This window comes from Paenibacillus sp. FSL P4-0081 (assembly GCF_000758565.1).
Lineage (GTDB): Bacteria > Bacillota > Bacilli > Paenibacillales > Paenibacillaceae > Paenibacillus_AQ > Paenibacillus_AQ phytohabitans.
Genome location: NZ_CP009280.1, coordinates 4,750,895 through 4,767,219, shown reverse-complemented (window position 1 = coordinate 4,767,219; position 16,325 = coordinate 4,750,895). Strand labels below are relative to the sequence as shown.

Annotated in this window: 14 protein-coding genes; 13 read left to right on the top strand and 1 reads right to left on the bottom strand. The window is 51.2% G+C overall.

The annotated features are described in order from the left end of the window. Positions 1-47: 47 nt before the first annotated feature. Positions 48-803: a DeoR/GlpR family DNA-binding transcription regulator gene (locus P40081_RS20215; RefSeq protein ID WP_042137981.1), complete on the bottom strand. Its 756-nt coding sequence runs from the start codon at positions 801-803 to the stop codon at positions 48-50. A gap of 368 nt (positions 804-1,171) precedes the next feature. Between P40081_RS20215 and P40081_RS20210 the strand changes: the two genes are divergently transcribed. The 13 genes from P40081_RS20210 to P40081_RS20150 all read left to right on the top strand — a co-directional run bounded on the left by P40081_RS20210 (position 1,172) and on the right by P40081_RS20150 (position 16,082). After that, entirely contained in the window at positions 1,172-2,323 is a 1,152-nt protein-coding gene (locus P40081_RS20210) for an iron-containing alcohol dehydrogenase (protein ID WP_039294619.1), read from the top strand. Positions 2,324-2,352: 29 nt separating this feature from the next. Next, on the top strand, positions 2,353-3,828 hold the full coding sequence (gene rhaB / locus P40081_RS20205; protein WP_042137977.1) for a rhamnulokinase: 1,476 nt from the start codon (positions 2,353-2,355) through the stop codon (positions 3,826-3,828). A 20-nt stretch (positions 3,829-3,848) separates the two neighbouring features. Further along, entirely contained in the window at positions 3,849-5,105 is a 1,257-nt protein-coding gene (gene rhaA, locus P40081_RS20200) for an L-rhamnose isomerase (RefSeq protein ID WP_042137975.1), read from the top strand. 72 nt (positions 5,106-5,177) lie between these two features. Next, the gene (gene rhaD, locus P40081_RS20195; RefSeq protein WP_042137973.1) at positions 5,178-6,023 is read left to right on the top strand and encodes a rhamnulose-1-phosphate aldolase; all 846 of its coding nucleotides are present in this window, start codon (positions 5,178-5,180) and stop codon (positions 6,021-6,023) included. Between the two features lie 172 nt (positions 6,024-6,195). Then, positions 6,196-7,290: an NADH:flavin oxidoreductase gene (locus tag P40081_RS20190; RefSeq protein WP_042137971.1), complete on the top strand. Its 1,095-nt coding sequence runs from the start codon at positions 6,196-6,198 to the stop codon at positions 7,288-7,290. A gap of 236 nt (positions 7,291-7,526) precedes the next feature. Beyond that, a complete protein-coding gene (locus P40081_RS20185; protein WP_081970042.1) occupies positions 7,527-8,525 on the top strand; it encodes a BclA C-terminal domain-containing protein in 999 nt (332 codons plus the stop codon). Between the two features lie 171 nt (positions 8,526-8,696). Further along, positions 8,697-9,080 (top strand): cytidine/deoxycytidylate deaminase family protein, encoded by a 384-nt coding sequence (locus P40081_RS20180; protein ID WP_042137969.1) that lies wholly within the window; start codon positions 8,697-8,699, stop codon positions 9,078-9,080. 235 nt (positions 9,081-9,315) lie between these two features. After that, positions 9,316-10,899 (top strand): tRNA (N6-isopentenyl adenosine(37)-C2)-methylthiotransferase MiaB, encoded by a 1,584-nt coding sequence (miaB, locus tag P40081_RS20175; protein ID WP_042137967.1) that lies wholly within the window; start codon positions 9,316-9,318, stop codon positions 10,897-10,899. A 24-nt stretch (positions 10,900-10,923) separates the two neighbouring features. After that, positions 10,924-11,376, top strand: coding sequence for a YlbF/YmcA family competence regulator (locus tag P40081_RS20170; RefSeq protein WP_039304693.1), 453 nt, complete (start codon positions 10,924-10,926; stop codon positions 11,374-11,376). A 136-nt stretch (positions 11,377-11,512) separates the two neighbouring features. Continuing rightward, entirely contained in the window at positions 11,513-12,283 is a 771-nt protein-coding gene (locus P40081_RS20165; protein WP_039304691.1) for an NUDIX domain-containing protein, read from the top strand. Positions 12,284-12,331: 48 nt separating this feature from the next. Further along, the gene (locus P40081_RS20160) at positions 12,332-12,874 is read left to right on the top strand and encodes a cysteine hydrolase family protein (RefSeq protein ID WP_042137965.1); all 543 of its coding nucleotides are present in this window, start codon (positions 12,332-12,334) and stop codon (positions 12,872-12,874) included. Between the two features lie 125 nt (positions 12,875-12,999). Next, the gene (locus tag P40081_RS20155; protein WP_076242884.1) at positions 13,000-14,451 is read left to right on the top strand and encodes a nicotinate phosphoribosyltransferase; all 1,452 of its coding nucleotides are present in this window, start codon (positions 13,000-13,002) and stop codon (positions 14,449-14,451) included. Positions 14,452-14,852: 401 nt separating this feature from the next. Further along, positions 14,853-16,082 (top strand): family 8 glycosyl hydrolase, encoded by a 1,230-nt coding sequence (locus P40081_RS20150; RefSeq protein WP_042137963.1) that lies wholly within the window; start codon positions 14,853-14,855, stop codon positions 16,080-16,082. Positions 16,083-16,325: the final 243 nt, after the last annotated feature.

Here is a 16,325-nt window from a genome sequence, read left to right as displayed (position 1 = left end):
TACACTTATATAGGGGACTGGTCTGTTGATTCCTGCGCCAGGTCTACTTAATATAACACTTCCACATTCTTCCCAGACAGCAGCTTAAGCCATGTATCCGAAGGTTTGCGGTCGGTAATCAGCACATCGATCCGGCTCAGCTCGACCAGCTTGGCGAAGGCGGTTTTGTCAAACTTGGTATGGTCGGCCAGCAGCACTACCTTTTCCGCCTGGCGCAGCATATATTTCTTCAGCTCGCATTCCGGTTCATTGGAATCGGTAACTCCGTGCTCCATATCAATGCCTTTACAGCTGATCACTGCGATATCCACATTATAGCGCTGGGTGGTGTCGTGGGCTACAGGGCCGACCAGCGACAGGGAGCGGTGGCGCAGCGAACCCCCGGTGGATATAATGTTCAGGCTGGAATTCGCGAATTCATGCAGAATGTTGATCGAATTCGTGATGATTGTCAGATTGCTTTTATTGCCCAGCAGCTTAAGGAATTCAAACGAGGTGGAACTGGGGTCCACCATAAGCGTATCCCCGTCGTTAATCAGATTGAGTGCTTTGATCGCAATATTGCGTTTGATATCCGTATTGAGCGCCCCCCGGGTCAGGAACGGCAGATCTTCATTGGTATGTCTGTTCAGCATGGCTCCGCCGTAGGTGCGGCTGACAATTCCGTCCTTCTCCAGCTTCTCCAGATCTCTGCGTATCGTTTCCTCTGTGACCTCGAACATCCGGCTCAAATCAGACACAAGCACACGTTTATCCTGATGGACAAGATCTATTATTTTTTTGCGTCTTTCGGCAGCAAGCATAGGTATCACCTTTCCGGTAGCTTCTTATATTTAAATATAGACCGTTATTTCTGTGTTGTACAATGAATTTAAGAAAAACAACATTTATTCTAATATAATCTTTGTAAAACAGACATTAAACAAATAAAAACAACATAATTAATATTTTATTTGTTGACAACAAAGATTATCGGCGATACGATGAGGGTGCTAATAATCCCTTTGAAAGCGTATGCCGGTTCCCAACGGAAGCGCCGGAGCCGGTCTGCTGCTTAACCTCAGTGACCAGCCTGAGGCGCCACAGCCAGAATGTACATCCTACTATCAGTGGAGATACTTAGCTTTCTGTAATCGTTCTATACTAATTTGCCTGGGAGGCTGGTCAAGCAATGAGTACTCATGTCTATTATGTTCCGTCTATCAACATTATGGGTAAGGGCTGTCTGAAGGAAATCGCTCCCTATATTCAAGAACTGAACCTGAAGAAAGCGCTCGTGGTTACGGATAAGTTCCTGACGAAGAGCGGAATCGCCGGCAAGCTGCTGGCTGTGCTGGATGAAGCGGGAATTAACTATGTGGTATATGATGAAGTGAAACCGAACCCGACCTGCAAAAACGTCCATGACGGCGTTGATTTCCTGAATGATCATGAATGCGACTATCTGATCTCTATCGGCGGCGGTTCGCCTCAGGATACAGCGAAGGCAATCGGGATTGTAGCGACCAACGGCGGGTACATTGCCGACTATGAAGGCGTTCACAAGTCCAAGAACAAATCCTTGCCGATCGTAGCCGTGAACACTACTGCAGGAACCTCAAGTGAAGTTACAATTAACTATGTCATTACGGATGAAGAACGCAAGATCAAGATGGTAATGGTCGACAAGAACAGTATCGCCACCATTTCGGTGAATGATCCTGAACTGATGGTCGACAAGCCTGCTGCACTTACAGCGGCTACAGGTATGGATGCATTGACGCATGCGATCGAAGCTCTGGTCACTCCGGGTGCTTACCCTGTAACTGATGCTACTGCTCTGGCTGCTGTTGAACTGATTTTTGGCAACCTGGCCCGGACCGTAACAGACGGACATGATATTGAAGCACGTGAGCAGATGGTGTATGCGATCTTCCTGGGAGGCCTGGCCTTCAATAATGCCGGACTTGGTTATGTGCATGCCATGGCGCATCAGCTCGGCGGCGTGTATGATCTGCCGCATGGCGTCTGTAATGCGATGCTGCTGCCATATGTGGAAGAAGAGAATGCCAAATATGTGCCTGAGAAATTCAGAGCGATTGCCAAAGCGATCGGACTGCAGGTACAAGGCAAAAGCGACAAGGAATGCGCGGATTTTGTCATCGAATCGATCAAAGCCCTGTCCAAGGAAGTTGGCATTCCGGCCAAACTGTCTGAACTTGGTGTAGATGAAGTAGATTTGGATCTGCTGGCTGAGAATGCGATGAAGGATGCCTGCGCACCGGGCAACCCGTTCATTCCTACCAAAGAAGAGGTTATTGCCTTGTTCCGCAAAATTCTGTAATTTACCTTCTATAGATAAGGAGATTCCCTATGAACAATCATATCGCCGTCGATATCGGCGCCTCCAGCGGGCGGCTTGTACTCGGAACCCTCGTGGACGGGAGTCTCAAGCTGGAGGAGCTTCACCGATTCAGCAATGGATTCACCGAGCAGGAGGGCTCCTGCTTCTGGGACATTGAGTATTTGTTTAATGAAATTATCAGCGGTCTTCATCAAGCGAAAACCGCGGGAATTACTGAATGTACACTCGGGATTGATACCTGGGCCGTGGATTATGTACTGCTGGATGCGGAAGGCAAGCGGATCAGGGAAGTATACGCCTACCGTGACCGCCGCACTGATGGGGTTATGGAGGAAGTCGGCAAGCTGCTCTCCCCTGAGAAGGTTTACGCCAAGACAGGGATTCAGCAGCTGAGCTTCAATACACTGTATCAGCTGTATGCGCATGACCGGGTAGAGCTGGAAGCGGCCGATCAGATTCTGATGGTGCCGGATTATCTCTACTATAGACTCAGCGGCCGCAAAATCAACGAGGTGACCAATGCCTCCACGATGCAGCTGCTGAACCTTGCCACCCGTGACTTTGATCCGGAGCTGCTGTCCTTCCTGCATCTCCGCAGAGAGCAGTTCGCACCGCTTACGGAGCCGGGAGAAGATCTCGGCTTCATTACGGCAGAGCTGGTGCAGCAGCATAATCTGCCGCAGTGCCGCCTAATCTGTGCCGCCACGCATGATACGGCTTCGGCCGTGCTCGGCGTGCCTGCGCAGCAAGGCAGATCCTCAGCTTACATCAGCAGCGGCACCTGGTCACTGCTCGGGGTGGAGCTGGATCACCCGATTAATGACAGCAAAGCTCTGGCAGCCAATTATACGAACGAGTGGGGAGCATACGGCACCTACCGTTTCCTGAAGAACATTATGGGCCTTTGGCTGATCCAGGAAGTACGGAGACTGGATGGGGGAAGATACAGCTTCGCTGAGCTGGCGTCAATGGCCGCGGGCAGCGAAGGCTTCCGCAGCCTGATTCCATGCAACCACCCGCGTTTCCTGAATCCGGACCATATGATAGAAGAAATTCGCCAGGCCTGCGCGGAGAGCGGCCAGCCTGTTCCAGAGACGCCGGGTGAATTAGCCCGTTGTATCTTTGACAGTCTGGCCCTATCCTACCGCAGCTATCTGGCCGAGCTTGAAGGCCTTACAGGCCAAGAGATCGAAGTTCTGCAGATCGTCGGCGGCGGCGCCAATAATGAACTGCTGTGTCAGTTGACCGCCGATATTATCGGCAGAGAAGTACTGGCAGGCCCGACAGAATCAACGGCACTGGGCAACCTGGCCGTACAGATGATTCAGTCAGGCCGTATGGCCGACATCCATGAAGCCCGGGACGTCGTCGGCACTTCCTTTGCAATCAAGTCGTATCTGCCGCGGCCGGTTCCCCGGCTGAATCAGCTGCTGGCCCGCTGGGATGAGCTCCATTCTGCGGCAAGTACGAATGAGAATATATAAAACTTTTAGGAGGCAACGACATGGATCAGAGCATCACAAACAGCTATAACGAAGCCAAAAAATTATATGCAGCCCATGGAATTAACGTAGATGAGGTGCTGGAGAAGCTTGCGAAGATCAAAATTTCAGTGCATTGCTGGCAAGGCGATGATGTTCAAGGATTCCTGTTCAAAGACAAAGAGCTCAGCGGCGGGATTGCTGTAACTGGCAGCTATCCCGGACGTGCCGGCACACCGGATGAGCTGCGCAAGGATTTGGAGAAAGCCCTGTCGCTGATTCCGGGTAAACATAAAGTCAATCTGCATGCAATCTATGCTGATACGGACGAACAGGTCGATCTCGATGAGCTGGAACCGCGCCACTTCGCAAGCTGGGTAGAGTGGGCGAAAGAGCAGGGACTGGGATTGGATTTCAATCCAACCTGTTTCTCGCATCCTAAGGCTGCTGACGGCTTCACCCTGAGTCATGCCAATGACGAAATCCGCAATTTCTGGATCAAACACTGCAAGGCTTCCCGCCGGATTGCCGAGTATTTCGGCCGCGAGCTGGGACAGCCCTGTGTAACGAATTTCTGGGTACCGGACGGCTACAAGGATACTCCGGTTGACCGCCTGGCACCGCGTGTGCGTCTTAAGGAATCTCTGGATGATATTTTCAGTGAGGAAATTGATCCGCAGTACAATATTGATGCACTTGAGAGCAAGCTGTTCGGGATTGGTTCTGAGAGCTATGTTGTCGGATCACATGAATTCTACATGGGTTATGGCCTGACCCGCGGCAAAGCGATCTGCCTCGATGCCGGACATTTCCATCCGACTGAAGTGATCTCCAATAAGCTTAGCTCGATCCTGATGTTCAGCGAACAGCTGCTGCTGCATGTCAGCAGACCGGTACGCTGGGACAGCGATCATGTCGTCACGATGGACGATGAGCTGCTGGAAATCGCCCGTGAACTGGTTCGCGGAGATTTGCTGCCGCGCACGAACATCGGCCTTGATTTCTTCGACGGCAGCATCAATCATCTCGCAGCTTGGGTAATCGGTACGCGCAACACCATTAAGGCTTTGCTGCGCGCAATGCTGGAGCCGGTTGAGGAGCTTCGCGCCATTGAACTGGCAGGTGACTATACTTCACGCCTCGCGCTGGTAGAAGAATTCAAGTCCTATCCGTTCGGCGCAGTCTGGGATTACTACTGCGCATCACAGGGCACTCCGGTCCGGGAGCAATGGCTGGCTGAAGTGAAGAGCTACGAGCAGGAAGTACTGGCTGCAAGATAGATTAGCACTTTTGTAATTACCGAATGACAAGTATCCACGCACTTATACGTGCATATAGAGGAGAGATAACATATGAGTACTTCAGTAGTAGAATCCAAAGGTTATATCGCCGGCGTTGAAGCACCGTTTATCCGGGAAATGTCCGAAATCACCCACCACATGTGGTCCCTGGGCTGGGATGAGCTGAACGGAGGCAACGTCAGTTATCTGCTGGATGAAGAAGAAGTAGCCAAGTATATTAACATCCGCGAGCCGCTGCGTACAATCGCCCTTACCTTCCCTGTAACTGAGCTGTCCGGCAAATACTTCATCGTAACCGGCTCCGGCAAATACTTCCGTAATGTCATTAAGGACCCGGAAGCCAACCTAGGTGTGCTGCGTGTCAGTGACAGCGGTGAGAGTGTAGAGGTTCTGTGGGGTCTGCGGAATGGTGCAGTACCGACCAGTGAGCTTGCTTCCCACTTCATGAGCCATATTGAACGGCTGAAGGTAGATCCTTCGCACCGCATCGTGCTGCATACCCATGCAACGAATGTGATTGCCATGACCTTTACCCATGATCTGGATGAACTGAAGTTCACCAAGACGCTGTGGGAAATGTGCACAGAATGTCTGGTTGTCTTCCCGGATGGCGTCAGTGTCATTCCTTGGATGGTTCCGGGCAGCAGTGATATCGGCCGGGCTACTGCGGATAAAATGAAAGACTATCGTGTGGTGATTTGGCCGCAGCACGGTATCTTTGTTACGGGCGCTACCATGGATGCTACCTTCGGTCTGGTAGAAACCATTGAAAAAGCGGCAATTGTCTACAACCTGATCGGCGGACGTGAAATCAAACAGAAAATCACTGATCAGCAGCTGGCCGATCTGGCCGCAGCATTCCGTGTAACTCCGAAAGCCGGCGTTCTGAACCTGTAGGTTAATTAGGATCATGAAGTCTTGAGAATGCTACGAAAGCCGGACAATGCAGCATGGCTGCTAGTTTCCGGCTTTTTGGCATATTTCCGGTGCTAGTTCATTTGCATTTGCCGCTGAGAACAGTCATACTATACTTACTTAAAGTAATCAAAGTATGAAATGGAGGCCGATCATGAATACCGATAAATTGTTTGAACCCTTTGAGGGAGGGGGCCTGTCCCTGACCAACCGTGTAGTAATGGCACCGATGACACGGGTGCAATCTCCGGGAGGCGTGGCTAGTCCGGAGGTAGCGGCTTATTACCGCCGCCGGGCGGAAGGCGGCGTCGGTCTGATCATTACCGAAGGAACAGCTATCGATCATCCGGCGGCGGTCAGCCACCCGGATATTCCGAATATCCACGGCGAAGCCTCTCTGGAGGGATGGGCGCAGGTAGTCAAGGAAGTGCATGCTGCCGGAGGCAAGATTATTCCGCAGCTGTGGCATGTCGGCATGGCCCGGAGCATCGGTGAATTGCCTAATGCTTCAGCGCTTCCTATCGGTCCTTCAGGGCTTAATCTGGCCGGAGAGCAAGTTACCGAGCCGATGACCAAGAATGAAATCCAGGGGATTGTCAGCGCCTTTGCCAAGGCGGCCAAAGATGCCAAGGCCATTGGCTTCGACGGCATTGAATTACACGGGGCCCACGGTTATCTGATCGACCAGTTCTTCTGGGAGAAGACTAACCGCCGTAACGACGAATATGGCGGTGATCTTGAGGCACGGACCACCTTTGCGGTTGAAGTGATCGATGCCTGCCGCCGTGCGGTAGGACCGGACTTCCCGATTGTGCTCCGCTTCTCGCAGTGGAAGGGCGGCCATTATGACGCCAGACTTGTGGAGACGCCTGAAGATCTGGCCCGCTTCCTGACACCGCTCAGCAATGCGGGTGTGGATATCTTCCACTGCTCCACCCGGCGTTTCTGGCAGCCGGAGTTCGAAGGGTCTGATCTTAATCTGGCAGGCTGGACGAAGAAGATAACCGGCAAACCGACGATCACGGTAGGCTCTGTGGGACTCGACAGTGCTTTTCCTAGCCCGGTAACCGAGAAGAATCAGGAAGATAATATTGACCTTCTGCTGGAGCGGCTGGACAAGGCAGAGTTCGATCTTGTTGCGGTAGGCAGAGCTCTGATCAGCGATCCGGCGTGGGCTGCTAAAGTGCAGGCTGGCAGAATTGGTGAGATCATTCATTTCACCTCCGACGCAATCAAGACATTATACTAAGAATACTAATTAATATAGTTTGAGCCAGAACACCCGATGTATTGGAAATTGCGGCGAACCTCGTGTTTATCCGCTAATGTCCATCTACATCGGGTGTTTTTTGCGCAGATTAGCCCCATTAAGCTGTACTCCTGTCCAATTTCCTGAAATAATGCCATTGTCCGAGCACCCTTACCTTTCTCTCGAATATTGCTATAAGGAGGACCTTTGTAAATTCAGAAGAAGGAGAGTGAGATATGGCGATTCTATCGACGGGACCTATCGAGAACAATGTGGTAAACAGCACAGGTGCCCGCCCGACTCAATCGGTAACGGTCAAAATAGACGGCCGCAATACAACCGAAGAATTCGATGTTCTTATCTTGGGCTACAGCCTGATTGGATTCCGTACCTTGTATGTGCAAGAAGAATTAAGTGTCGGACCGTTTCAGGTGATCACCAGGGATTACTTTGCGGATCTGGACGCATTCGAGTTTGTGTTCAGCACAACAGGAAGCGCAGAACCCGAAGCCCAGGTGTCCGTATGGGGCAAAAATGCCGCAGGACAGCTGGTGACCGCACACCGGCTGGTATCCCAGGAGTTACTGGGTGAAACCGGGGGAGGGATCACTGGCGCAACCGGAGCCACGGGGTTGACGGGTGCTACGGGATTACCGGGAGCTACAGGAGCTACGGGAGCTACAGGGTTTACGGGTGCTACAGGAGCTACAGGAGCTACAGGATTGCCAGGGACTATCGGTGCTACGGGGTTGACGGGTGCTATAGGGTTGACAGGGGGTACAGGCGCGACGGGATTACCGGGTGCTACTGGAGCCACAGGCAGTGTTTCATCGTCCTATGCCTATATTTTCAACACAGGTGCCCAGAGTGTCGCGACCGAAGCGGATGTTACTTTTGACAGCAATGAGAGTCTTGTCGGCTTCAGCCATACCCCTAATACAGCCGCTATTAACGTGGAGAATTCCGGAGATTATGCGGTAATCTTCATTGTCAATGCAGTTGAAGCGAATCAGTTCACTTTGTATCTGAATGGTGCTCCAGTAGGAGGCAGCGTCTACGGTTCAGGAGCGGGAACCCAGCCTAATCCGGGTATGGTGATTATCTCTGCAGTCACTGGTGATGTAATCACTTTAAGGAACCATTCCAGTGCCGCAGCAGTCACATTGCAGACCTTAGCTGGAGGAACACAGATCAACTCCAATGCATCGATTCTGATCTATAGGCTTGGAGGCTGAGCCCGGTTATGGCAAGCAGTGTTTAATGAATAAGTCCGGAACCATAAGCTTGGGCCGGGCTTATTGCTGTGGATAGAATGGAAGGATGCAGTGATATTCTTCGATGAAATATTAAGAATATTTAGTATTATAAGGAAGTGAGTGAAATTGATACATAAGGAGACTAATACAATGCAAGTTGAGCAGAGAGATCTGGAACTGATCCAGGAAGCCATTAAGGTAATAGACCGCAACTTTGATGAAGTGAATGAACGTCACACGGTAGGTGCAGCAGTACGCTGCGTTAATGGCAAAGTATATACAGGAGTGAATCTCTATTCCATTCATGGCTCCTGTGCAGAGTTTATTGCCATCGGTGCTGCGATTACGGCAGGGGAACGGGAATTCGAGACCATCGTTGCAACCAGAACGCAAAGCGAGGGAGGGATTCTGCTTCCTCCATGCGGCAATTGCCGGGAGATGCTGGTACGTTATGCGCCGGATATTCAGGTTCTGGTGCAAACAGGAAATGGAGTGGAGAAGTACAGTATCCAAGAGCTTATGCCGCATCATTAAACGTAAGATTCAGGAAAAGCTCTGCCTTGTCGCGGGCTTTTTTTTGTCATTCAGGAAATTTTTTCGCATAGCACATTTTCCTCATCCTGCCGGCCCAAATCCAGAATTTTTGTACAAAAGGCTGAATCGGATCAATGGATTAGATGGTTAGATTATCCTTATCTGTGATATAATTTTGAATTGATTGCGGGTGTATCTGAATTCATGAATTACTTATAAAGGAAGTGTAAATCTGATGACGAAGGAGAACCGGAACTCAGCGGACTTCAACTCCACCAAGGGCAAGGATTACTCCAAGTATTTTGATTTTACCGATGCTAAAGTGATAAGTGAGCAAGAGGGCAAGACCACCTATCGCATAAAAGGAAGAAACGTTCAGATAAACAGCCAGCCCGATTACAGGGAAGGCAAGCGCCGCGGCAAGGAAGAGATCGAGGTGCTCTACCATTTCGAGATTCCGCCGGAGATGGAGGATTTCGGCCAAGGCAAAACCTATCATATCACCACCTACGGCTGCCAAATGAATGAGCATGATACCGAAACGATGAAGGGTATGCTGGAGCAACTGGGTTACCGGCCGGCTGATGACCGCAGAGATGCTGATCTTATTCTATTAAATACATGTGCAATCCGCGAGAATGCGGAAGATAAGGTGTTCGGAGAGCTGGGCCATCTCAAATCGCTCAAGCTGGAGAAGCCGGGGCTGCTGCTCGGGATCTGCGGCTGCATGTCCCAGGAAGAAGGCGTTGTTAACCGGATCATGAACCGGTATGGTTTCGTGGATATGATTTTTGGTACGCATAATATCCACCGGTTGCCGGAGCTGATTAAGGAAGCGGTGTTCAGCAGGGAGCTTGTGATCGAGGTCTGGTCCAAGGAAGGCGACATTATTGAGAATCTGCCGAAGAAAAGAGAGGGTTTGCGCGCCTGGGTGAATATTATGTACGGCTGTGACAAGTTCTGTACATACTGCATTGTGCCGTTTACACGGGGCAAGGAGCGCAGCCGGCGTCCTGAAGATGTCATTGCCGAAGTCCGCGAGCTGGCCCGCCAGGGGTTCAAGGAAGTTACGCTGCTGGGGCAGAATGTAAACGCCTACGGGAAGGATTTTACGGACATAGACTATACATTCGGGGACCTGATGGACGACATGCGGGGGATCGATATTCCGCGTATCCGCTTCATGACGTCGCATCCCCGTGATTTTGACGATAAATTGATTCATGTGCTCGGCAAAGGCGGTAATCTGGTGGAGCATATTCACCTGCCGGTGCAGTCGGGAAGCACAGCAGTACTGAAGCGGATGAGCCGCAAATATACCCGTGAAGCTTATCTGGAGCTGGTCCGCAAGATCAAAGCAGGTGTGCCGGATGCGGTGCTGACTACAGATATTATCGTCGGATTCCCCGGTGAAACTGAAGCTCAGTTCGAGGAGACACTGTCGCTGGTGCGCGAAGTAGGGTATGATATGGCATATACCTTCATTTATTCTCCGCGTGAAGGTACTCCGGCTGCTGCAATGGAAGATAACGTTCCGGCAGAGGTCAAGAGCGCACGCCTGCAGCGTCTGAACGATCTGATCAAAGAGCAGAGCCGGCTGGGGAACGAGCGGATGCTCGGCAAGCTGGTCGAGGTGCTGGTGGAAGGCGAGAGCAAGAACAACGTCAATGTACTCGCCGGACGTACCCGTGACAGCAAGCTGGTGCATTTCGAAGGCCCGCCGTCACTGATCGGCACGATGGTGCAGGTGAGAATTACCAGTACGAAGACATGGTACATCAAAGGGGACTATCTGGCGGAAGCCGCAGCAGTCGTCTAATTATAGAGAAATGGGGCGAGAAGAATGAGCCAGGAAGAAGCGCGTTTGAATGAATACGGCATGCAGACCCACAACACCCGTGATTTAATCGTAAGAGAGGATATTATGGGCAAAGCGAAGGAGCTGGCTACACTCATCTCCACCAGTGAAGAGGTCCGGCATTTCCAGCAGGCCGAGCAGAAGATTCTGAATCACGATCGTGTGCAGGGTTTGATAGCTACCATTAAGAAGAAGCAGAAGGAGATTGTGGCCTTTGAGAGCTTCAAGAATCAGGCAATGGTCGCCAAGATTGAACAGGAAATCGAAGTGCTGCAGGATGAAATCGACAGTATTCCGGTCGTGAATGAGTTCCAGCAGAGCCAGAGCGACATTAACTACCTGCTGCAGCTGGTCATCTCCGTCATCAGGGATACCGTCTCGGACAAAATCAATGTGGAAGCAGGCACAGAAGCGCCTCCATCCACTTGCGGTGACTAATTGAATACCCCCGGGGCGGATGAGAATCCGTCCCTTTTTCATATATAGCGCGAACTGCGGTTGATTTTAAGAGGACAGGTTTGGTACATTAAAAGATACGAACAGCAAATATAGCTGCGGCAAAGGATGATCTAAAGTGAGCGAGAACGTGGAACAAACCTATAACGCCAAAAAATACCGCACTCCGGACGGCGTTCCGGCGGATATTGTCATGTTTACGCTGACCAAACGCGAACGGAAGACGGTCACGAAGACACTCCCGCTGCGGGAGCTGAAAGTTATGCTGATCCGGCGCAAGAAATGGCCCTATGCAGGCATGTGGGCCTTGCCGGGCGGCTTTTGCCAGGAAGATGAATCGATCTATGATGCGGCTACGCGCGAGCTGAAGGAAGAGACCGGCGTAGACGGCGGCCATTTGGAATATCTCGGTGTCTACAGCAAGCCGGGGCGCGATCCGCGCGGCTGGATCATCAGCCATGCGTTTTTTGCACTGGTCGAGGAGTGGATGCTGGAGCAGCGGCAGGCCTCTGATGATGCAGGTGAGGTTGGCCTGTTCACCCTGCAGGAAGCGCTGGAGGAGCTGGAGCTGGCTTTTGACCACCATGATATTATTACCGATGCTTATCTGCGGATTCAGCAGCAAATGCTGCAGACTACGATTGCACGGCAGTTTCTGCCGCGCCATTTCACACTGAGTGAGCTGTATCAGGTGATCCAGACGGTCGTGCCTGAATTCAAAGAACCGAATTTTATCCGTAAAATTACGTCAACACGCAGCCGGCAGGGTATATTAAAGGAAGTAAGTGATGAAGCGGGCAATCCGCTCAGCTCCAATCAATACTCCCAGCGTCCGGCACAGCTCTATATGTTCACGGACCATGAACCTTTATTATCGATTTATACCTAAGCTGCAGGAAAGCTTAAGCTCACAACACTTTTAGGAGGCGGTCTGCTTATGAGAGCACTCATCGTAATTGATTTCACCAATGATTTCATTGACGGAAGTCTGCCGGTTGGGCAGCCCGGTATCGACATTGCACCAAGGGTTAGCCAGCTCACGGAACAGTTCGTGCAGAGCGGGGATTATGTTGTGATGGCTGTAGATTTGCATGAAGCAGATGATCCATATCATCCGGAGAGTAAGTTATTCCCGCCGCATAATCTGCGGGGCAGTCAGGGGCGTGAGCTCTACGGCAGCCTGAAGGCCGTATACGAAGCGAACCGCGAAGCCATCTATTGGATGGACAAAACCCGTTACAGCGCTTTTAGCGGCACGGATCTGGCGCTGAAGCTGCGTGAACGCGGCATTACCGAGCTGCACCTGATCGGAGTATGTACGGATATCTGTGTGCTGCATACGGCAGTAGATGCGTACAATCTGGGATTCAGCATTATTGTTCACGAGGATGCGGTAGCCAGCTTCAACCCGGACGGCCACACTTGGGCGCTGGGACATTTCCGGGGCAGCCTCGGAGCGAAGGTGGTCGCTTCCACATAGATAAAAATATAATTGAACGTAGATAATATCAAAAGCTGTAAGGAACGAAGGGGAAATTTGGATTATATAACACAACAGCAACTGCAGATCCCGCTACAGCAGTGCAACTATTAGGAGATGAGGACTTGAGGAGAGAACTTGCTCTACATACAGACAAATATCAGATTAATATGATGTACGCCCATTGGGTTAACGGCACACACAAACGCCGGGCTGTGTTTGAAGCTTATTTCCGCAAGCTGCCGTTCGGCAACGGGTTCGCGGTATTTGCAGGCCTGGAGCGGATCGCCCAGTATATCGCTGAACTGCGGTTTACAGAGGATGATATCCGCTACTTGTCGGAGCAGGAGGAGAATTATGCCCCGGCGTTTCTGGAGGAGCTGCTGCAGTTCCATTTCCAGGGCAGCATTCATTCGATGAAGGAAGGCGCGCTTGTCTTCCCGGATGAGCCGCTGATCCGCGTGGAAGGCACGATTATGGAGGCTCAGCTGGTGGAGACAGCCATCCTGAACTTCATGAACTACCAGACGCTGATTGCGACCAAGGCCTCCCGGATCAAGCAGGTGGCTCCGAATGATACGCTGCTTGAATTCGGGACGCGGCGTGCGCAGGAAGCAGATGCGGCCGTATGGGGAGCCCGTGCAGCGTATGTGGGTGGCTTCCATGCGACCTCCAACATGCTGGCCGGCAAAATGTTCGGCATTCCTACGAAGGGCACCCATGCCCATTCCTGGGTGCAGAGCTTCCCGAGCGAACAGGAAGCCTTCGACGCTTACGCCAGAGTCATGCCGGACGGCGTTACCCTGCTAGTCGATACCTTCGATACCCTGCGCAGCGGTGTGCCGAATGCAATAAATACTGCCAAGAAGCTGGAGGCGCAGGGCAAACGGATGAACGGCATCCGGCTCGACAGCGGTGACTTGGCCTATCTGTCCCGCAAAGCCCGGCAAATGCTTGATGAAGCCGGCCTGCAGTATGTGAAGATCGTTGCCTCCAATGACCTGGATGAGAACACGATCATGAACTTGAAGTCGCAAGGCGCGGCTATTGATACTTGGGGGGTTGGAACCCAGCTGATTACAGCTTCCGATCAGCCTTCTCTGGGCGGAGTCTACAAGCTGGTCGAGATTGAATCTCCAAGCGGAGAGATGATTCCAACAATCAAGATTTCCTCCAATCCCGAGAAGGTATCGACTCCCGGCAAAAAGGCCGTTTACCGCATTATCGGGCAGAACGGCAAAGCTTTGGCGGATTACATCAGCTTCTCCGGGGAAGAGGCGCCGCGTAACGGTGTCCGGCTCAAGCTGTTCAATCCGCTGCATCCGTATATGAGAAAACATGTGGAGCACTACGAGGCGCTGCCGATGCTGGAGCCGATTGTGGTGAACGGCTTCCAGGTCTATCAGCTGCCGGATCTGAACGAGATCCGCCGCTACCATCAGGAGCAGCTTGATCTGTTCTGGCCGGAGTACCTGCGTAAGCTGAACCCTGAAGTATTCCGCGTGAATCTCAGCGAGCAGCTGTGGAACCGCAAGCAGCAGCTGATTGCGGAGCATATGATGCCTGATGTGGACTAGCCTGATCGCCACAGAAGCATAGACTTATTAATACTTAGCCCTCTCAATTGGTGGATAATCCACGACCGGGAGGGCTTTTTGCCGGGGCGAGGACAGAAGGGCAGAAGACAGGCAGGCTCATCCCCCTGCCCCCTGCGTATATCTTCATAGACATGTAATACGCAGGACCATATGCTCATTGACACGAACTCTCTGGAATAATATATTAAATATGTTCTTAAATACAATTTTTACAGGAATAATTATTTTTTTTGGGGCTAAAGTTAAAGCGCTTTAACTTTAGCCCGGCGACAGTTAGGCGGATACTCTATGTGAGGAGGTGAACTTTTCCTACGGCAGTTCGTTTGTGATTGCAATGGATTCGAAGCCGTATCCACCAAATCATGAGGAGTGAATGCGTTATGAATAAGCAAGGGAAACGCAAGCTGCACTGGAAAAGTCTGATGCTTCTTTGTCTGGCGCTCTTTATCCTGCCTGCCGGGTCCGCTTTCGCCGCAGTGAACAAACCGTTCCCGCAGCATACGACTTATACGGCCGGAACCATCAAACCGAATAATGTCACACAGACGGTTATGGATAATGCGGTTAAGACCAAATGGGATGCCTGGAAAGGCGCTTATCTCAAACCGGCCGGGACAGGCAAATATTATGTCAAATATAATTCAGACGGTGAGACCGTCTCCGAAGCGCATGGCTACGGCATGCTGTTCACTGTCCTGATGGCCGGTTACGACACCAATGCGCAGACGTACTATAACGGACTCTACAATTATTACACAGCACATCCAAGCTCCATCAATCCTTATCTGATGTCCTGGAAACAGAATAGCAGCTTCCAGAATATCGAAGGCGAGGATTCCGCAACGGACGGTGATATGGATATTGCGTACTCGCTGCTGCTGGCTCACAGACAATGGGGAAGCACGGGAACAGTTAACTATTTGCAGGCAGCAACCAGCATCATTAATGCAATCATGGATAATGAGATCAATCAGACCCAGTGGACCATCCGCCTGGGGGACTGGGCGAACAGTGGTTCATACAATACAGCAACCCGTCCTTCCGATTTCATGCTCAGCCATTTGAAGGCCTTCCAGTCCGCTACCGGGGATGCCCGCTGGCAGAATGTAACGGATAAGACTTATACGATTATTAACAGCCTCTATACTGGTTATAGCTCTACCACCGGTCTGCTGCCGGATTTCGTAGTCTACTCCAGTAGCACCTATAAACCGGCCGCAGCGAATTTCCTGGAGGACGCCAACGACGGCCATTATAACTACAATTCATGCCGTACACCGTGGCGGATTACCACCGATTATTTGCTCACAGGCGATAACCGCGCCTTGTCACAGCTGAATCAGTTAAACAGCTGGATCAAGACCAAGGTAAGCAGTACTCCGGGCAACATCAAGGACGGCTACAAGCTGAACGGAACCACCTTTGGCAGCTACAACAGCGGTGCGTTCTATGCTCCGTTTGGCGTAAGCGCAATGACCTCATCAGGGAACCAGAGCTGGCTGAATTCACTCTGGAGCCATACGTCAGGCAGCGCGGCAGAGGATTATTATGAAGACAGCATCAAGCTGTTCTCCATGATCGTGATGTCCGGCAACTGGTGGACTTACTAAGCGTTGTTATTCTTGATATGATCCAAAGACGAAATCCTGATGATCACTGATCACGGGTTTCGTCTTTTTTCATAATGGGCGCCTGTGACATTTATCATGATTTCTGTGATAAATTTAACATCTTAATTTTTAATTTTATTGCTAAATTAAGGGTGACATTGGTTCCACATCATCCTTGGGAAAACGCGGAATTACACACAATTTTCACAATTTGTCGTTTTTATGGCAGATTACCTTCTATTG